This window comes from Curtobacterium sp. PhB172, assembly GCF_003752545.1.
GTDB lineage: Bacteria > Actinomycetota > Actinomycetes > Actinomycetales > Microbacteriaceae > Curtobacterium.
This window is the reverse complement of sequence record NZ_RKIF01000006.1, coordinates 540,944-558,631: the sequence shown is the minus strand read 5'-3', so window position 1 is coordinate 558,631 and position 17,688 is coordinate 540,944. Positions and strand designations below refer to the sequence as shown.

Below are 17,688 nucleotides of genomic sequence, written 5' to 3'. Positions count from 1 at the left end.
GGGAACACGATCATGGACTTCTGGTACACGTTCTGGGCAGTGATCTGGTACGGGCTGCTCATCTCGGCGCTCATCGCCTCGCTCATGGCGCTCTTCTCGGTCCTCGCGGACCTCGTGCGGGATCGTTCGCTCAGCGGGTGGTACAAGGCGATCTGGGTCTTCTTCCTGGTCTTCGTGCCGTTCCTGACGACGTTCGTCTACCTGATCGCACGCGGTCGTGGGATGGCGGACCGCAGCGCGGAGTCCGCCCAGCGGCAGAAGGACGCCGCCGACGGCTACATCCGCACCGTGGCGGGCACGTCCCCGTCCGACGAGATCGCGAAGGCACGCGCACTCCTCGACGCCGGCACGATCACGGCGGCGGAGTTCGACGCGATCAAGGCGAACGCGGTCGGCAGCACCCGCGCGGCGCCGGCACCGGCTGCGGCGTGAGCGACCGGGCGACCGAGCTCGTCGTCATCGCCTTCGACGACGACGACGGCGCCCGGGCGGCGCACGACGCCGCACTGCGCCTCGACCGCCGCGCGGAGATCGCCCTCGACGGCATCGCCGTCGTGCACGTCGACGAGCATGGTCGCACCCACGTCGACTCCACCGGGCGTGATTCGCAGCGTGGTGCACGGGCGGCCTCGAGCGCGGTGTTCGGCACCGTGCTCGGGTTCCTGTTCCTCATGCCGTTCGCGGGGCTCGTCGTCGGCGGTGCGGTGGGGGCGCTCTTCGCGAGCCTGGACCGTGCCGGCGTGGACGCGGACTTCCGGGAGCGTCTCGCCGCCGAGCTGGCGCGGGGCGGGGCGGCCGTCATCGTCTCGGTGGCGTCGGTCGACGGGGACCGGCTCGTCGGCGCGATGACGGACCTCGGCGGCACGGTGCTCCGGACGACGCTCTCCGACGAGGACCTCCGGGCGATCGCGCACGACCTTGGTGGGCACCCGTGACGAGCGCAGTCGGTCCATCGGCTCGGACACTCGTCCTCGTGACGGCGGCGTCGCTCGTGTCCACCGTGGCCTTCTTCGTCGTCTTCGGCCTCGTGGCGCCCCTCGACTGGTGGTGGACGCTCCCGATCGCGGGGGTCGGCCTCGTGGTCGTCGTGGTCCTGGGGTTCCTGCTGCGCCGGTTCGACGGTCGGCACCTGGTGGTGCGGTCGACCGCCACGGCGGCCCAGGGACTCGGGCTCCTGCCGATCGCGTGTGCGCTGGCGACCGCCGTCGCGGTGGCCGTCGCGCTGCTGACGGGCTGAGCAGACGACGTCCACGATCTCACCCGGTCGGGGTGGCCCGCACCGGAGCGCACCCGAGCACGATCCATGCACGAGCACGACCACACGAACGAGGAGGACAGCGATGCCGAAGGACAAGCCGAACATCCTGGTCATCTGGGGCGATGACATCGGGATCACGAACCTGAGCGCCTACAGCGATGGCCTGATGGGCTACCGCACACCGAACATCGACCGGATCGCGGATGAGGGCATGCGCTTCACCGACTCCTACGGGGAGCAGAGCTGCACCGCCGGCCGGTCGTCCTTCATCACAGGACAGAGCGTGTTCCGCACGGGGCTCAGCAAGGTGGGCATGCCCGGCGCGGACCTGGGGCTCCGCGCCGAGGACCCGACGATCGCCGAGGTGCTGAAGCCGCACGGGTACGCCACCGGGCAGTTCGGCAAGAACCACCTCGGCGACAAGAACGAGTTCCTGCCGACGGCGCACGGGTTCGACGAGTTCTACGGCAACCTGTACCACCTGAACGCGGAGGAGGAGCCCGAGTCGGCGAACTGGCCGTCCATCGAGGAGTTCCCGGCCTTCAACGAGCGGGCCCGGCCGCGCGGCGTGATCCACTCGTGGTCGAACGACGAGGACGACGACACCGAGGACGGTCGCTACGGACGACGTGGCAAGCAGCGTGTCGAGGACACCGGCCCGCTGACCAAGAAGCGCATGGAGACCATCGACGAGGAGTTCGCGGACGCCGCGATGGACTTCATCGGGCGTCAGGCGGAGTCCGAGACCCCGTTCTTCGTCTGGATGAACACCACCCACATGCACTTCCGGACGCACCCGAAGCCGGAGAGCCGGGGGCAGGCCGGCCGGTGGCAGTCGCCGTACCACGACACGATGATCGACCACGACCTGGTGGTCGGCTCGCTCCTCGACCAGCTCGACGAGCTCGGGATCGCGGACGACACGATCGTGATCTACTCCACGGACAACGGCCCGCACATGAACACGTGGCCGGACGGCGGGATGACCCCGTTCCGCAGTGAGAAGAACACGAACTGGGAGGGCGCGTTCCGGGTCCCGCAGATGATCCGCTGGCCCGGCCACATCGAGGCGGGGTCGATCTCGAACGCGATCATCCAGCACCACGACTGGCTCCCGACGTTCCTGGCGGCGGTGGGGGACACGACCACGGTCGAGGAGCTCAAGGTCGGGAAGACGATCGGCGACCGGACCTACAAGGTGCACATCGACGGCTACGACTTCCTGCCGTACCTGACCGGGGAGGTCGAGCAGGGTCCGCGACCGGGCCTGGTGTACTTCTCGGACGACGGCGACGTCCTCGCGCTCCGGTTCGACAACTGGAAGGCGGTGTTCATGGAGCAGCGCGTCACCGGCACCCTGCAGGTCTGGTTCGATCCGTTCGTCGTGCTGCGGGTCCCGAAGCTCTACAACCTGCGGACCGACCCGTTCGAACGAGCGGACCAGACGTCGAACACGTACTTCGACTGGTTGTTCGAGAACGACTACCTGCTGCTCGCCGCCACGACGCTGGTCACCCAGTTCCTGGACACCTTCGAGGAGTTCCCGCCACGACAGCGCGCGGCGACGTTCAGCATCGACCAGGCGGTCGACAAGCTGCAGTCGTTCCTGGCCGGCGGCGACTGACGGTGCCGACCACCACCGGCCCGACCACCGCCACGGCGATCCGCTCCTCGATGGTGCGGATCGCCGGCGGCGCGTTCACGATGGGCTCCGACCAGCACTACCCGGAGGAGTCCCCGGCACGCAGCGTCACCGTCGCCGCGTTCGAGATCGCCTCGCAGGCCGTGACGAACCGGGAGTTCGCGGCGTTCGTCCGCGCCACCGGGTACCGCACGGTGGCGGAGCGGCCCCTCGACCCGGCGCAGTTCCCCGGTGCCCCGGCCGAGAACCTGCACGCCGGCTCGATGGTGTTCACCGGGGCGAGCGGGCCGGTGGACCTCCGACACCTGAGCCAGTGGTGGGCGTGGACGCCCGGCGCGAACTGGCGTCGTCCCTCCGGTCCCGGCTCGACCATCGCCGACCGCGCCGACCACCCGGTCGTGCACGTGGCGTACGAGGACGCGTCCGCTTACGCGGTGTGGGCGGGCGGGCGGCTGCCCACCGAAGCCGAGTGGGAGTTCGCGGCGCGCGGTGGCCTCGAGGACGCGGAGTTCACCTGGGGGGACGAGCCGGAGCGCCCCGGGGAACGTCGCGCGAACTACTGGCACGGCGACTTCCCCTGGCGCGCGGAACGCGGGTACGGACGGACGTCGCCGGTCGGGTCGTTCCCACCCAACGGCTACGGTCTGCACGACACGGCGGGCAACGTCTGGGAGTGGACCAGCGACCGGTACGTGGACCCCGCCGCTGAGCACGACTGCTGTGCGCCGGCGTCCGAGGCCGTGACCGTCGAGCGCCGGGTCGTGAAGGGCGGATCGTTCCTGTGCGCCGACAGCTACTGCCGCCGGTACCGCCCGGCGGCTCGGCGCGGCCAGGAGTCGGACACCGGGATGAGCCACATCGGCTTCCGCATCGCGGGCTGACCGCCCCCGACCGGTCTGACCGCGCGACCGGTCTGACCGCCCCGTCCGGTGTTCCGCTACGCGGGGGTGATGCCGTCGAGTCGCGCCTCTTCCGCGTCGTAGCCGGCGCGGACCTGGCGGAGCACCAGGTCGTCGATCTCGTCCGAGTCACGGAGCCGCAGCAGGGTCGCGGCCTTGTGCTGCACCAGGGCGAGCTCGAGCGCGACGGCGGTGTCGTGCCGCTGCACCGCCGGGTGATCGTCGTCGTCCTCCTCGCGTGCCTGGATGACGTCCAGGTGCGCCTCGTAGTCCTTGCGCACCCGGTCGACGGTGGCCTGGTCGGCTCCGGTCGACCGTGCCAGCCGCGGCAGGGCGTCGAGGGCCTCCTCGATCGCGGTCCGCTCGGCGTAGCGACGTTCCTCACCGACCGACTCGTCCTCGGGCAGCGCGGCCCGCCGCAGGACCGCCGGCAGCACGAGTGCCTGACCGACGATGGTGACGACGACCACGCCGGCCGTGACGAAGACGATGAGGTCGCGGTCCGGGAAGTCCGCTCCGGACTCGAGCACGCGGGGGACGGCGACGGCCATCGCCAGCGAGACCGCGCCGCGGAACCCGGCGAAACCGCTCACGAGCCGGTCACGGTGGCCCTCGCGGGGCGCGCCTCCCGTCCGACGGGTGACGAGCCAGACGGTGCCGCCCGCGGCGTTGAGGAACGCGAACCGGACCACGACGAGCACGACCGCGACGGCCAGGACGACGCCGACGGCGCGGAGCAGCTCGGACGGCGTCAGCGCCCGGGCCGCGACCATCGCCTCGATGCCGACCAGGACGAACAGTGCACCGTTGAGCAGGAACGTCAGGAACGACCAGAAGGCGCGGACCTGCTGCCGGGTCTCGGCGCGGTCGAGCTTCGGCCCGACCTGGCTGACGACGATGCCGGCCGCCACCACGGCGAGCACACCGGAGGCGCCGATCGCCTCGGCAGCCAGGAACGCACCGAACGGCACGAGGAGCGTGACGAGGTTCTCGAGCACCACGGTGTCGACCCGGCGCAGCACGAGCGTGCCGACCCACGCCGCGGCGAGCCCCGCGGCGACCCCACCGAGGTACGACAGGACGAGCATCCCCGACACGCCCCAGAACGTGAGTTCCTGCGTGCCCACCGTGACGGCGACCGCGATGCCGTACACGACGAGGGTCGTGCCGTCGTTGACCAGGCTCTCCGCCCGCAGCACGGTGACGTTGCGGCGCGGCAGCATCTTCGTGAGCACCCCGACAGCGGTCGCGTCGGTCGGGGCCACGGCGGCGCCGAGCACCCAGGCCGGACCCCACGGCATGCCGAGCAGGTGGAGCAGGACGGCGACGGCGCCCGCTGTGGCGACCACGAGCAGGGTGCCCATCAGGACGATGCCGCGCAGGTTCTTCCGGATCTCGCGCAGCGACGTCGTCAGGCTCTCCCAGTACAGGAGCGCCGGCAGGAACAACAGCAGGACGGCGTCGGCCGGCAGCTCGACGTCCGCGAACTCCGGCACGAAGGCCAGCGCAGCGCCGAAGACGAGCAGCAGGACCGGAGGGGCCACCCGGATCCGGTCCGCGATCCCCGCCGTCAGTGCGATGGCGAGGCCGAGGACGACCACCAGTTCAGGACCCAGCACGTGCACTCCTCGTTCGACCGACACTCCAGTCAACGCGGCCGACGGTGATCGTGCACACGGGTGCCGGAGCGACGCTCGGCTCAGGACCCGTTCGCCGCGTCGTGTCGCAGGCGCGCGAGCACCCGCCGGAGGGCGTCGACGTCCTTCGGACCCCAGTGGGCGAGGACCGCATCGAGGTCCTGGCTGAGCTGGTCGCTGATCCGCTCGCCGTACCCGCGGCCCTCGGCGGTGAGCGCGATCAACACGCTGCGGTCGTCATCGGGAGCCGGAACCCGGACCACGAGCCCGATGTCCTCGAGCCGGTTCGCGATCTTCGTGAGGTTGGCACGACCGGTGCCCAACGCCCCCGCGAGCACGCTCGGCTTCGTCGCGCCGCGGTAGGTCAGCTGGTTGACCACCAGGAACATCGACAGATCGGCCACCGGGAAGTCGATCGCGGTCATCATGCGCTGCCGGACCTGCGGGCTGTCCGCCCAGTGCACGATGCCCGCGAGTGCGACCCGGATGTCGAACGGGTCGGGGGTGATGACGGGGCGCAGGTCCACACCGCTCGGTCGTCCGCCGCGACGGGTCATCCGATCACCAGACGAACGGGACCGAGCAGGCCGTGGTCGCGGACGTGTGTCGTCTGCACCGCGTCGGGGTCGCCGAGCAGCTGCGCGATGACGTCGGGGACGTCCTCGTAGTACCCGCGGGCGAGCAACCGGTTGTTGAGTGAGCTGGCGACCCGCACGACCACCGTGTTCTCTCCCGTGCGCAGGTCGTCGGTGACGTCGACCACCGGGTGCGAGGTGTCGAACCCGCGTGCCGGTCCGCCGTTGAGCACGACCGAACCGAGCCCGCCGGCCGTCGACCCGAGGTCGAGCAGGAACCGGGCGCCGTCGTCGTCCACCGTGTCGACGGTGAACGACGTGGCGTACTCGCCGACCCCGGAGACCTCCGGTCCCACGGCGGGCAGGTCCTTCCACGGACGGAGCGGACCGGTACCGGCGTCGAGTCGTCGGACGTCGGTCAGCGGCCGGACCTCGCGCGTGACGTAGCCGTGGCCGCGGTCCTCGGTGATGAGTTCCTCACCGCCCGCGTCCCAGCTCTCGACCGCGATCCGCCAGTCGGTCATCTCGACGACGACGTCGGTCGTCGCCCGTCCGCCGAGCCGGGCGTCGAGTGCGGTCTCGCGCGCAGGCCCGCTGCGGTCGAGCGTGAACAGCGCGGTCTCACCGGGCGCGAGGTCCACGGTGACGATCGTCCGGTCGCCCTCGGTCCGTGCGGCTGGGTGGGGGAACACCGCGCCGGACCAGGCGTCCACGCGGTACACCGCGCCGGTGCCGGGCAGCGCGACCTCCACGGTGGTGGCCGAGGTCGTCTCGTACAGGAAGTGGTACAGGTACACGTGCAGCAGGTCACCGTCCTCGCGCAGGTGCGACAGGACGCTCCGGTCCTCCGTCACGAACTCGGCGCGGCCCGTCACCCCGAGGCCGCGAAGGGCGGCGACGGTGTCGGCGGCGTCGTCGATCGCGGTCACCGACGGCAGGGCCAGCAGCCGCTCGACGGTGTCCGCGAGCTCGGCGTCGCGCCCGTCGAGGCCCGGGGTGCGGGCGGCCGCTCGGGGGTGGTGCGTGTCCGTCCCGGCGATCAGCGACTTGAGCTCGCGCGTGCCGTGCACGACGAGGATCCGCACGCCGTCCTCGGCCCAGGCGAGCAACCGTGCAGCGACGTCGGCATCGAGCGCGCTCTGGAAGACGAGCAGTGCCTGGTACCCGGGGCCGTCCGGTTGCACCAGGCCGCCGTCCACCCGCACGTCGTCGCGGAGCAGCAGCGACCCGTCGAGGAACTCGTACGTCCACCCGGCGTCCTGCATGCCGAGGTCGCGCCACCAGTGGTTCTGCCGGTCGCGCATCCAGTACTGGCCGTAGGCGACCTCGTCGGGGACGCGGCCACCGTCGGCGTCGCGGAACACCATGCCGGACGCGTTGTCGGTGAAGTGGTCGGTGTGCAGGATGCCGACGTCGATCCGCGGGCGTCCCTGGCGCAGGACGTACTGGTACCGGCCGATCGCGTCGTTCCAGAGCGGGTAGAACTCGGCAGCGGGCTGCCGGGCGTCGAAGCGCTCCGAGAACATGCTCCACATGCCCTCGTGTCCCGGCCAGCTCGTGACGCCCTCGGCGCCCGTGGTGCTCGCCCAGCCGTGCAGGACGGTCTTCGTGATGCCGGCGGCGAGCTGCGTCGCGACGATCTGGTCGGTGAACCGGTGGTCGAGCATGTGGTTGCGGGTCGTCGCACCGGTCTCCGACGAGTACTGCTTGCCGAACAGGTGCGCCGGCCCTGCGAGCAGCCGGTACGCGTCGATCTGGGCGGCGAACTCGAGCGACTCCGTCTCGATCCCGTCGACCTCCGGCCCGGGGCGCGTCAACTCGAACGGCAGCCCGTAGCTGATCTCGGACCGCAGCGTCATGCCGTTGGCGTGCAGGAACGCCGCGAACGGGCGCAGCATGTTCTCGATGTACAGGTCGGTGAGCGTCCGGACGTAGTCGAAGCGGACCTTCTCGACGTCGACCGCCCGGTCCGGCACCGGTTCGGCGTGGTACGTGGTGCTCGACGCCATGAACGGAGCGCTGCGGGTCAGGAACGGCAGCCACGGCGTGATCGGGTAGCCGCGGCGCGTCCGGAACTCCTCGGCGACGTGCGCTCCCCAGAAGAGGCCACCGGCGCCGTAGGTCGACAGCTCGAGGGAGTCCATGTACATCTGGGCACGGGGATTGCGGGCGATCTCGGCGCGGAGGCCAGGGGTTAGGACGACGTGTTCCCAGTAGTCGATCACGGCATCCACGCCCGCTCGCTCCAGGTAGTTCACCGTCCAGTTGACCGTCGCCGACGGTGACGCCGTCTGGCCGGTGCCGTGGCTCCAGAACGTGGACAACCGCCAGGTGCCGCCCTCCGGTGCGGTCCAGTCGAGTGCCTCGTCGGTGACCGCGCTGGTCAGGTCCACCACCGAGTCGGGGTCCAGCACGGTTGCGGCGCCGGAACCGGCGGAGTCCGGGACGACGCGCGTCGCGACCACCGCGACGAGCGTCTGGACGCGCACCGTCCCGCGTTCACCGGGGAGCGTCGTGTGTGCGATCGGCGCGTCGAGGTCGATCCGACGGAGCGCACCCGAGCGGCTCGTCCCGCCGGGCAGGTCCTCGTGCACGACGTCGAGTTCCTGCGCAGCGGCGGGGTGGTCTGCGTCGATCGTCGGCAGGTTCGCGTTCGACCAGTTCGTCCCGGACGTGAAGCTCACCGACATGCCCCTGGCGGTGGTCTCCTCGACGACGATCTGCGAGTCGTGCACCCACTCCTCGGATCCCCAGCCGTACCGGCCGTGGTCGATCGCCCCTTCGTCCATCGCCAGGAACTCCATGCCGCCGAACCCGAGTGCGTGGGCGGTGTCGACCTCGCGTCGGAGGGTCACGTCGGTGTGCAGCCCCTCGGCGAGCCACCACCGCAGCTCCGGACGGTACTCGATGGCCGGATGGGCGACGCCACGGGCGAGGTGCTCGATCGACATGGTGTTCTCCTCGGGAACGCGCGGCGACGGTGCCGCTGCGATGACCGTAGGTTCTGGGAGTCGCAGAAGTCAATGTCCTCAGGAAACGAACAGCGAGGCTGTGGGCAGCAGGCGGAGTAAACGATCCTTGCGGTTGCGGCACTCGGCGAGCTACAGTGCCGCCGACCGGTTGAACCGTTTCATCCGGTGTTCGGCCGACGTTCAAGGGAGAACGCAGTGAACCGACCCCAGCAGCCCGCCCGGCGACCGCACCCCTGGTGGGTCGCCGTCGTCTCGGGGATGGCCTCGTACATCGACGCGGCCGCGATCGTGAGTTCCGGCACCGCGCTCGTCCTGTACCAGCAGTCGATCGGCATCACCGGCACGCAGATCGGGGTGCTCTCCGGCGCGCTCACGTTCTGCATCGCGATCGGCGCGCTCTCCGGCGGCCGGCTCGGTGACCTGTTCGGTCGTCGGGCGGTGTTCATCGTGACGATGGCCATGACCGTGGTCGGCGCAGGGGTCCTGGTGGCGAGCCCGGCGTTCGCGGGGCTGCTCATCGGCACGATCCTCGTCGGCCTCGGCACCGGAGCGGACCTGCCGGTCTCGCTCGCGACGATCTCCGAGGCTGCGACCGACGAGAACCGGGGCGGGCTCGTCGGCTTCTCCCAGGTGCTCTGGTTCGCCGGGATCCTGGCGACCTACGCCATCTCGGCGGGCGTCGGAGACCTCGGCCGCGCCGGTGGTCAGATCATGTTCGCGCACGTCGGTGTCGTCGCACTCCTCGTGATGGTCCTGCGCTTCACGATCCCGGAGTCCACCACGTGGTCCGACGCCCATGCCGAGAAGGCCGCGGGCGCACACACCGTCCGTGCTGCCCGCCACGGCATCCGCGACGTCCTGACGCAGCGGATCTTCCTGCTGCCGTTCCTGTCCCTGCTGGTCTTCTACACGTTGACGAACCTCGGCGCGAACACCGGCGGGCAGTTCGGCGCCTACGTGGCCGTCAACGTCGTCGGGCTGTCGGTGCCGTTCTTCTCGACGATGAACCTGGTCAGCGTGCCGATCGGGATGCTGCTCGCGTTCTGGTTCATGCGCATCGTCGACGGTCGGCTGCGGATGCCGTTCTACATCGTCGGCGCCGTGTGCCTCGTGGTGAGCTACGGCCTGCCGCTCGTGTTCGGCTTCTCGCTGCCGACCCTCGTCGCGATGCTCGCGTTCGGCGCGGTGGGCAACGCGTTCGCCTTCGAGGCGATCATGAAGGTCTGGTCGCAGGAGTCGTTCCCGACGTTGCTCCGCGGTTCGGTCCAGGGAACGATCATCGCGGTGGCCCGGATCGCCGCGGCGCTGCTGGCGTTCGTGACCCCGCTGCTCCTCGACCACCCCGAGGTCATGTACGGCATCCTCACGGCGCTCGTCGCGGTCGGTGTCGTGGTCGGGTGGCTCGGGTTCCGGCACGCGGTCTTCGACGCGTTCTCGATCGAGGGCAAGGACCTCGCCGACGCGCAGGAGGCACTCTTCGCCGCCGGTGTCCGCGATGACGCTCCCGCAGCCGCCGCTCGCCGCGACCACCGCTGACTCACGGAGCGAGACCGCTGCTGCTGCGCGACCTCGCGGATCCCCGCGCCACCCGACGCCACCACGCCCGCCACGGCAACGAGCTCGCGAGCGCCGAACCGATCACCACGCTGCCGAACCAGGCGACGACGACCCCGGGGATCGGCACGAGCAGGCTCGCCCACAGCAGCACCGCGAGCACCCCGAGCACGTACGCCGCCCCGGCCTTCAGGTACCGCAGCCGCTCCAGCCCCGCGGCTTCGTCCAACCGCGAGGTCAACCGCGCCAGGAACACGGCACCGACACCGATCGCCGCCACGGCGACCGCCGCCTGTTCGAGCGCTCCGAGGCCGTCGGCGCCGAGGGTCCCGGACCCGGACAGGCTGTACACACCGTCCAGGATCTCGAACAGCATGAACACCACGAGCCCCCGCTCGAACACCACCGTCGACGCGTAGGCGTGGATCCGCCAGGCACCCCGCCCGACCCCGATCGACGCGGTGTCCGAGCCGACGCCGTCGAGCGCCCAGGCGGCGACGCGCTTCGACCCGAGGTACGCGACGATGCCCGCCGCACCGCCGAGCACGACCGGCAGCAGGGCTCCCGGCGACCATGCGCGGTCGACACCGACGAGGACGGCCGTGACGGCGACCCCCGTCGCAGCGGTGACCAGCGACCAGACGCGAGGACGCGCGACGGCGGCGAGCCGGGCCTCCAGGCGGCCCAGCCAGGACCTGCGCGACGCACGGTCCGTGTTGAACAGGTACTCGGCGAACACGAGCCAGATGAAGGCGGCGCCGAAGGCGGCGAGGGCGGGGCGCACCTCGGCGAGGTGCGCCGAGAACGAGCCAGGCGCGAAGACGGCTTCCTGCACGGAGCTCGCGGGGTCGGTCGCGTCGCCGACCGCGACCGCCGCCGGCGGCAGGAGCAGCCGCATCGCGAGGACGCCCGCGACGATCCCGAGCGACAGGAACAGCCGTCGGGCGGGGGAGTGCAGCCGTCCGGCGATGCCGGCCATCGGCACCGACGAGTCGGCGGCCATCGCGATCTCGAGGAGCGCGAGCGCGACGAACGCCAGGGCGGCGGCGGGGCCGAGGACGAACCAGGCCGCCGCGGCGGCCGCGACGGTGATGAGCAGGGGGACGGTCAAGAGCGATCTCGTGGCCATCACCCCATCCAGCACCGGTCGCCTGGGTGGGTGGTGGAGCGCTCCTGCGCATCAGCCTGGAGGCACGGGTCGATCCGCGCAGAACGGGTGACGGCCCGTCCCCACTTGCGGGGACGGGCCGTCGGGTCACGCGGGCAGGCGGTCGCCTCAGTCGTGGAACGTCTCGATGGACGCGCCGAGGGAGTTCAGCCGTTCCTGCAGCTGCTCGTAGCCGCGGGCGATGATGCCCACGTTCCGCAGCACGCTCTCGCCCTTCGCCGCGAGCATCGCCAGCAGGATGACCACCGCGGGCCGGAGCGCCGGCGGGCAGCTGATCTCGGCGCCGGAGAAGTGCGTCGGACCGGTGACGTCGAGGCGGTGCGGGTCGCGCAGGGTGACGCTCGCGCCGAGGCGGGTCAGGTCGAGCAGGTGGATCGCCCGGCCTTCGTAGACCCAGTCGTGCACGAGCGTGGTGCCCTCGGCCATCGCGGCGATGACGACGAAGAACGGCAGGTTGTCGATGTTCAGCCCGGGGAACGGCATCGCGTGGATCTTGTCGATCGGGGCGTGCAGCTCGGACGGGTGCACGGTGATGTCGACCAGCCGGGTGCGGCCGTTCGCGGCGGGGTACTCGTCGGTGACGTCGAAGCGCAGGCCCATCTCGGCCAGGGTCGCGAGCTCGATCTCGAGGAACTCGATCGGCGCCCGGGTGACGGTGAGCGTGGAGTCGGTGACGATGCCGGCGGTCAGCAGGCTCATGGCCTCGACCGGGTCCTCGCTCGGCCAGTAGTCCACGACCTCGTCGATGCGGCTCTTGCCGGTGATGCGGAGCGTCGTGGTGCCGATGCCCTCGACCTGCACCCCGAGCAGCTCGAGGAAGAAGCAGAGGTCCTGCACCATGTAGTTGGGGCTGGCGTTGCGGATGACGGTCTCGCCGTCGCGGGCGGCCGCGGCGAGGATCGCGTTCTCGGTGACGGTGTCGCCGCGCTCGGTGAGGACGACGGACTTCGTGGGGACGTCCTGGTTCGCGACGCCGACCTCGTACCAGCCGGAGGTCGCCTCGACGTCGACGCCGAAGGGGCGCAGCGCGATGAGGTGCGGTTCGACCGTGCGGGTGCCGAGGTCGCAGCCGCCGGCGTAGGGGAGCCGGAAGGACTCGTACCGGCCGCTGAGCGGGCCGAGGAACATCAGGACGCTGCGGGTGCGGCGGGCGGCGTCGGCGTCGATCGCGTCGAGGTGCAGGTCGGACGGGGCGACGATCTCGAGGGTCTCGCCGTCCTCGGACCACGTGACGCTCGCGCCGAGGCTGCGGAGGACGTCGATGATCCGGTCGACCTCGACGATCCGGGCGACCTTGTGCAGGCGGGTGACGCCGCGGTTGAGGAGCGAGGCGCAGAGCAGCGCGACGGCGGCGTTCTTGCTCGAGTTGACGGCGATGGAGCCGCTGAGCTTCCGGCCGCCCTGCACGCGCAGGTGGGCACGCTGCGGGGCGCCGCCGATCGAGACGATCTGCTGGTCGAGGGCGTCGCTGATGCGGGTAAGCATCTCGAGGGACAGGTTCTGCCCGCCCTGTTCGATGCGGTTGATCGCGCTCTGGCTGGTGCCGACGCGTTCGGCGAGTTGCGCCTGGGTCATGCTGCGGCCCTTGCGGGCGCCCCGGATGAGGGCACCGACCTCGCGGAGCGGGGCGGCGGATGCCGGGGTGGCCGGCGAGACGACGGTGGTGGTGTCGGACATGGCGCCAACGTAACACGCTCATGAGATAAAAGGACTGGAGAACGACACCCGTTGCGCGCCCCGAGGTCTCGAATACGTCACAGCTGAGAATTCGGGGGACGAAGACGCTCAGGGATCGGTCAGCGTCCCGCGCACGATCGAGTCGCCGGAGTGCGCCGGGTCGCCGTCGTCCGCCTCGGCGGAGACGTCGACCACGGGGAACCGCGCGGTGTCCAGGTCGGCGGGCACGGTGAAGGTGCCGCGGTCGCCGTCCAGGTAGCCGACGCTCACCAGGCCGGCGAGGTCGGACCGCATCATCCAGACCTCGCGGAGCGGACCGGTACCGGATCGACCGCGTTCACCGTGCAGGTCGACCACGAGCGTCACCCGCCCGTCCCGGTCGCGTTCGAGTTCGGCGGTACCGGACGTGCCGGACCAGCCGGGGAGTGCCGCGAGTTCGGTGTTCGCGAGGACGGTCTCGGTGCCCCCACGGGGCAACCCGGGGACGACGCCGGTCGCCACGCCGATGCCCAGGACGACCGCGAGGACGCCGGCACCCGCGATCAGGACCGTCACGAGACGACGAAGACGCGTGGCCGACCGGGGTCGACGGGACACGACGTGGGACCGCTGGTCGACGGGGGCGGTCACCTGCTGCGGCGTCTGCGCGATCTCGGCCGCGATCCGGTCCCACACGTGGTCCGGTGGCGCGATGAGCTCGAGGTCGTCGGACGCCCGCGTGACGGCGGCGACCCGCTGCAGCACGGCGACCTCGTCGCGGCACCGGGCGCAGGACGCCAGGTGTTCGGCGACGTCGTCCTCAGCCACCTGGTCGGAGACCGCGAGCATCGCCAGGGTCTCGTCGTCGACGTGCTTCATTCGATCACCTCCAGACGTGTTCGGAGCCGAGCCAGACTCCGGTGGATGTGGCTCTTCACGGTGCCCAGCGGCAGGTCGAGCCGTTCGGCGATCTCACGATGGCTGAGGTCGTCGTAGAACGCCAGTCGCATAACTCGTCTCGGTGTCTCGTCGAGTCGGTCGAGCTCGCCCGCGACCAGTGCGCGCTCCGCCAGGTCGAACGCCGGTTCCGGTGCGGGCGTCGTCGCTTCGACGACTTCGGGGTCGGCTGCGCTGGCGTGCCGACGGCGATCGTTCAGGGCGTCGACGATGCAGTTGCGGGTGATGCCGACCAGCCAGGCGCCGAGCGGACCCCTGGCAGGGTCGTAGCTGGCGCTCCGCTGCCAGGCCTTCACGAAGACCTGCTGCGTGACGTCCTCCGCGGCTGCCGGGTCCGACAGCGCCCGCAGGGCCAAGGAGTACACGAGCGACGACCAGCGTTCGTAGACGGCGCGCAGGGCGTGCTCGCCCCCGGCGCTGAACGCGTCGGAGAGTTCGCCGTCGTCCGGGAGGATGGTCGTCACGTCTTCCTGTCGCTGGTGCGGTCGTCGTCGACCACGACCTGATCGTAAGCGGCCGTCGGTCGCCTCGGTCAGATCGGTGCCGCGGTGACGACGAGGTTGCTCTCGTAGTGTCCGGTGCTCGTGTCGAACCGGCCGCCGCACGTGACCAGGACGAGTCGGCGCGGTCCGTCGTCGCGGAACACGTCTCCCCAGGGGAGGCCCTGCTTCTCGAGCGTGCTGACGGAGTCGATCCGCCACCGGGTGTCGGCACCGGCAGCGTCGGTGAGGGTGACCGTCGTCCCGCGGGGGACGTCCCGGAGCCGGGCGAAGGGTCCGATACCGTACCCGACGGCGTCGACGTGGGCGGCGATCACGACGGTGCCCTCCGGTGACGATGGCGCTGGGCCGAACCGGTACCACCCGGCGGTCGCGGGGTCGGGCGGGAGGCCCATCGCCCCGCTGCCGTCGACGCCCTCGGGCTGGACGGGGGCGCTGATGCCGTCGTGGTCGACGACGATGCCGGTCGGAGCCGGTGCGCGCCGGACCGGGGGGATGGTGGCTGCCTGCTGCGGCACCGCGGTCGAGAACGCCGTCGGGACCGGAGTGGGGGTGCTCGTCGGCAGGGCGGGCGGCTGCCCGTCGGGGGCGTATCCGGCCGACGAGCACCCGGTCAGGGATGCGACCGCCACGGCGACGACGATGGCCGTCACCGTGACGGACCGCACTGGGGACCGCACGTTCAGCGGCGGGCCGCTGCGGTGCGTCGACGGAGCAGCACGGCACCGATCGCGGCGGCTGCGGCCAGGGCTGCTGCTGCACCACCGACGAGCGGCAGAGCGGCCTGGCCGTTCGTGGCCACCAGACCCGCGTTGCCGGCGGGGACACCGTTCGGCGTGCCACCGAGGTCCGAGATCGTCTGCGTGGCGAGCGCGAGGTTCGAGTCGTCCAGGCTGCCCCACGCGTACACGATGGAGTCGGCGCCGGCCGTGACCGCGACGTCTGCCGGGCCGATCACGGGGTCGGTCGTCCCGGTCGCGGCGACGGTCGCCGAGACCGTGCCGGCCGCCAGTTCCAGTGCCTGCTCGTCCGGGTTCGACAGGTTCGTGACGACGGCCTTCCCGCCGGCGAGGACGTCGACCGCGGGTGCGGCCGCGACGTGCCGGACGACGAGACGCCCCTGGCCGGCGGGCACGGCGGAGGTGTCGTTGGTGAACACCGTGGCGGTCGGTGATCCGTCCGCCGCGTCGTGTGCGACCGCGGTGTAGTTGCCGCCCGCGTCGAACGAGACGTCCGCCGGTCCGATGATCGGCTTCGACGCGTCGGCGGCGTCCGAGGCGGTGATGGCGAGTTGGTGTGCACCTGCCGGCACCATCATCGGACCGGCGAGGGTGCCGGGAGTGAAGTCGTCGATCGCCCGCTTCCCGTCGAGGTACACGTCCACGGTGACGTCCGGGACGGCGTGGAGGACCGAGAGTGTCGCCTCACCGGTGGCGGCGGTCGCGGCGGTCGCGGGCAGTACGACCGCGGCGGCCGCGAACAGCACACCGGCGCTCAGGCCGGTGACGAGTGTCTTGCGCATGGCGTTCTCCTTCGGGCCGGTCCGGGCCGGAGCGGACGGCGTCGTCATCGACGTCGTACCCCCACTACCTGCCGTGGACCCCGATCGGATGCACCGGATCCGTGCGGATCAGCCGAGCCGCCGCCAGACCGCTGCTAACGCCCCGGCCCCACCCGCCGATAGACCTCCGTGCAGGCCCACGGACGGGCAGCATCCCGCCCCACGGACGGCGGCGGGACGATCGAGAACCAGGACGGGCCATGATCGTCGTCACACGACTCAACGGCAGCGCATTCGCTGTCAACCCCGACCTCGTGGAGCGCATCCACGAGACGCCGGACACGACGCTCATCATGGTCGACGGGGCGAAGTACATCGTCCGCGAGTCCATGGCCGACGTCATCGACCTGATCGCCGGGTACCGCGCCCGCATCGTCGGCATGGCCTACGGCACCGACCTGCCGAACACGCGGAACGCCACCGGCCCCCAGCCGACGCTCGCCGCGGTCGCTCCGCTCCGCACGCAGGACGGGGGTCGCTGACGTGGACATCGCGACGATCATCGGGATCCTGCTCGCCTTCGGCGCCCTGTTCGGCATGGTCGAGATGGAGCACGTCGAGCTCGCCGGCCTGTTCCTGCCCGCGCCGATGCTGCTCGTGTTCGGAGCCACCATCGGCTGCGGGATCGCGAGCACCACGCTGAAGGACGCCATCGCGAGCTTCAAGGCCGTCCCGAAGGCGTTCACCGGCAAGGTCACCCCGCCGCAGTCGGTCATCGACGACGTCGTGGGCCTGGCGGAGACGGCTCGGTCGAACGGTCTGCTCGCCCTCGAGCAGGAGGCCGACAAGCACGACGACCCGTTCATGAAGAAGGCGCTGCAGAACATCGCGGACGGCACCGACGGCGACGAGCTGCGGATCCTGCTCGAGGACGAGATCGAGTCGAACGCGGCCCCCACGCGCAGTGCGAGTGCGTTCTTCATGGGGCTCGGCGGCTTCGCCCCGACGGTGGGCATCATCGGCACCGTGGTGTCCCTGACCCACGTGCTCGCGAACCTCGGCAAACCCGACGAGCTCGGCCCCCTCATCGCGAGTGCGTTCGTCGCGACCCTGTGGGGCCTGCTCACCGCGAACTTCATGTGGCTGCCGATCGGCGGCAAGCTCCGGAAGCTCGCACAGCTCGAGTCGGACCGCCAGACGCTCCTGATGGAAGGGCTGCTCGCGGTCCAGGCAGGCAGCCAGCCGCGCCTGCTCGGTGAACGCCTCAAGGCGATGGTGCCGCCGGCAGCGCGCACCGACACCTCGAAGAGCAAGGCCGGCAAGAACAAGCAGGACGCGGACGCCGACGACCAGCAGCTGGCGGCCTGAC

At 71.1% G+C, this 17,688-nt stretch carries 17 protein-coding genes; 8 read left to right on the top strand and 9 right to left on the bottom strand.

Annotated features, from left to right (window positions below; all coding sequences use genetic code 11):
- Window positions 1-12: 12 nt before the first annotated feature.
- From EDF42_RS06930 to EDF42_RS06910, 5 genes are all read left to right on the top strand, one after another.
- Window positions 13-432 carry an SHOCT domain-containing protein gene (locus tag EDF42_RS06930; protein ID WP_123339567.1) on the top strand — a complete coding sequence of 140 codons (420 nt, stop codon included), beginning with the start codon at window positions 13-15 and terminating at the stop codon, window positions 430-432.
- Entirely contained in the window at window positions 429-935 is a 507-nt protein-coding gene (locus tag EDF42_RS06925; RefSeq protein WP_123339568.1) for a DUF1269 domain-containing protein, read from the top strand. The genes EDF42_RS06930 and EDF42_RS06925 overlap by 4 nt, the downstream gene beginning before the upstream one ends.
- A complete protein-coding gene (locus EDF42_RS06920; RefSeq protein ID WP_123292747.1) occupies window positions 932-1,237 on the top strand; it encodes a hypothetical protein in 306 nt (101 codons plus the stop codon). The genes EDF42_RS06925 and EDF42_RS06920 overlap by 4 nt, the downstream gene beginning before the upstream one ends.
- Window positions 1,238-1,340: 103 nt before the next feature.
- Window positions 1,341-2,882 (top strand): arylsulfatase, encoded by a 1,542-nt coding sequence (locus tag EDF42_RS06915; protein WP_123671824.1) that lies wholly within the window; start codon window positions 1,341-1,343, stop codon window positions 2,880-2,882.
- Between the two features lie 50 nt (window positions 2,883-2,932).
- Window positions 2,933-3,781 carry a formylglycine-generating enzyme family protein gene (locus tag EDF42_RS06910; protein ID WP_123339873.1) on the top strand — a complete coding sequence of 283 codons (849 nt, stop codon included), beginning with the start codon at window positions 2,933-2,935 and terminating at the stop codon, window positions 3,779-3,781.
- A gap of 56 nt (window positions 3,782-3,837) precedes the next feature.
- Here EDF42_RS06910 and EDF42_RS06905 read toward each other — a convergent pair whose 3' ends face one another.
- The 3 genes from EDF42_RS06905 to EDF42_RS06895 all read right to left on the bottom strand — a co-directional run bounded on the left by EDF42_RS06905 (window position 3,838) and on the right by EDF42_RS06895 (window position 8,962).
- The gene (locus tag EDF42_RS06905) at window positions 3,838-5,418 is read right to left on the bottom strand and encodes a Na+/H+ antiporter (protein WP_123292869.1); all 1,581 of its coding nucleotides are present in this window, start codon (window positions 5,416-5,418) and stop codon (window positions 3,838-3,840) included.
- A gap of 80 nt (window positions 5,419-5,498) precedes the next feature.
- Window positions 5,499-5,993 carry a MarR family winged helix-turn-helix transcriptional regulator gene (locus EDF42_RS06900; protein WP_123339570.1) on the bottom strand — a complete coding sequence of 165 codons (495 nt, stop codon included), beginning with the start codon at window positions 5,991-5,993 and terminating at the stop codon, window positions 5,499-5,501.
- On the bottom strand, window positions 5,990-8,962 hold the full coding sequence (locus tag EDF42_RS06895) for a glycosyl hydrolase (RefSeq protein WP_123671823.1): 2,973 nt from the start codon (window positions 8,960-8,962) through the stop codon (window positions 5,990-5,992). Before EDF42_RS06895 ends, EDF42_RS06900 begins: the two co-directional genes overlap by 4 nt.
- Window positions 8,963-9,178: 216 nt before the next feature.
- Between EDF42_RS06895 and EDF42_RS06890 the strand changes: the two genes are divergently transcribed.
- A complete protein-coding gene (locus tag EDF42_RS06890) occupies window positions 9,179-10,519 on the top strand; it encodes an MFS transporter (protein WP_260235194.1) in 1,341 nt (446 codons plus the stop codon).
- A gap of 1 nt (window position 10,520) precedes the next feature.
- Here the strand turns inward: EDF42_RS06890 and EDF42_RS06885 are convergent, their stop codons facing one another.
- The 6 genes from EDF42_RS06885 to EDF42_RS06860 all read right to left on the bottom strand — a co-directional run bounded on the left by EDF42_RS06885 (window position 10,521) and on the right by EDF42_RS06860 (window position 16,340).
- Window positions 10,521-11,666 carry a DUF475 domain-containing protein gene (locus tag EDF42_RS06885; RefSeq protein WP_123671822.1) on the bottom strand — a complete coding sequence of 382 codons (1,146 nt, stop codon included), beginning with the start codon at window positions 11,664-11,666 and terminating at the stop codon, window positions 10,521-10,523.
- 147 nt (window positions 11,667-11,813) lie between these two features.
- Window positions 11,814-13,382, bottom strand: coding sequence for a UDP-N-acetylglucosamine 1-carboxyvinyltransferase (locus EDF42_RS06880; protein WP_185002989.1), 1,569 nt, complete (start codon window positions 13,380-13,382; stop codon window positions 11,814-11,816).
- A gap of 108 nt (window positions 13,383-13,490) precedes the next feature.
- The gene (locus EDF42_RS06875; RefSeq protein ID WP_123671821.1) at window positions 13,491-14,240 is read right to left on the bottom strand and encodes an anti-sigma factor; all 750 of its coding nucleotides are present in this window, start codon (window positions 14,238-14,240) and stop codon (window positions 13,491-13,493) included.
- Window positions 14,237-14,782, bottom strand: coding sequence for an RNA polymerase sigma factor (locus EDF42_RS06870; RefSeq protein WP_123671820.1), 546 nt, complete (start codon window positions 14,780-14,782; stop codon window positions 14,237-14,239). The genes EDF42_RS06875 and EDF42_RS06870 overlap by 4 nt, the downstream gene beginning before the upstream one ends.
- Window positions 14,783-14,850: 68 nt before the next feature.
- Window positions 14,851-15,471, bottom strand: a complete 621-nt coding sequence (locus EDF42_RS06865; protein WP_221181005.1) for a class F sortase — start codon at window positions 15,469-15,471, stop codon at window positions 14,851-14,853.
- Window positions 15,472-15,500: 29 nt separating this feature from the next.
- A complete protein-coding gene (locus EDF42_RS06860; protein WP_123671881.1) occupies window positions 15,501-16,340 on the bottom strand; it encodes a DUF4397 domain-containing protein in 840 nt (279 codons plus the stop codon).
- Between the two features lie 239 nt (window positions 16,341-16,579).
- Between EDF42_RS06860 and EDF42_RS06855 the strand changes: the two genes are divergently transcribed.
- Window positions 16,580-16,861 carry a flagellar FlbD family protein gene (locus EDF42_RS06855; protein ID WP_123339574.1) on the top strand — a complete coding sequence of 94 codons (282 nt, stop codon included), beginning with the start codon at window positions 16,580-16,582 and terminating at the stop codon, window positions 16,859-16,861.
- Between the two features lies 1 nt (window position 16,862).
- The gene (locus EDF42_RS06850) at window positions 16,863-17,687 is read left to right on the top strand and encodes a motility protein A (RefSeq protein ID WP_123339575.1); all 825 of its coding nucleotides are present in this window, start codon (window positions 16,863-16,865) and stop codon (window positions 17,685-17,687) included.
- The last annotated feature ends 1 nt before the right edge of the window (window position 17,688 follow it).

What these genes read in the sequence shown, in the direction of transcription:
- EDF42_RS06930 (WP_123339567.1), top strand. Translation starts at nt 13, where the DNA reads ATGGACTTCTGGTACACGTTCTGGGCAGTGATCTGGTACGGGCTGCTC.
- EDF42_RS06915 (WP_123671824.1), top strand. Translation starts at nt 1,341, where the DNA reads ATGCCGAAGGACAAGCCGAACATCCTGGTCATCTGGGGCGATGACATC.
- EDF42_RS06910 (WP_123339873.1), top strand. Translation starts at nt 2,933, where the DNA reads ATGGTGCGGATCGCCGGCGGCGCGTTCACGATGGGCTCCGACCAGCAC.
- EDF42_RS06900 (WP_123339570.1), bottom strand. Translation starts at nt 5,993, where the DNA reads ATGACCCGTCGCGGCGGACGACCGAGCGGTGTGGACCTGCGCCCCGTC.
- EDF42_RS06895 (WP_123671823.1), bottom strand. Translation starts at nt 8,962, where the DNA reads ATGTCGATCGAGCACCTCGCCCGTGGCGTCGCCCATCCGGCCATCGAG.
- EDF42_RS06885 (WP_123671822.1), bottom strand. Translation starts at nt 11,666, where the DNA reads ATGGCCACGAGATCGCTCTTGACCGTCCCCCTGCTCATCACCGTCGCG.
- EDF42_RS06880 (WP_185002989.1), bottom strand. Translation starts at nt 13,382, where the DNA reads ATGTCCGACACCACCACCGTCGTCTCGCCGGCCACCCCGGCATCCGCC.
- EDF42_RS06875 (WP_123671821.1), bottom strand. Translation starts at nt 14,240, where the DNA reads ATGAAGCACGTCGACGACGAGACCCTGGCGATGCTCGCGGTCTCCGAC.
- EDF42_RS06860 (WP_123671881.1), bottom strand. Translation starts at nt 16,340, where the DNA reads ATGCGCAAGACACTCGTCACCGGCCTGAGCGCCGGTGTGCTGTTCGCG.
- EDF42_RS06855 (WP_123339574.1), top strand. Translation starts at nt 16,580, where the DNA reads ATGATCGTCGTCACACGACTCAACGGCAGCGCATTCGCTGTCAACCCC.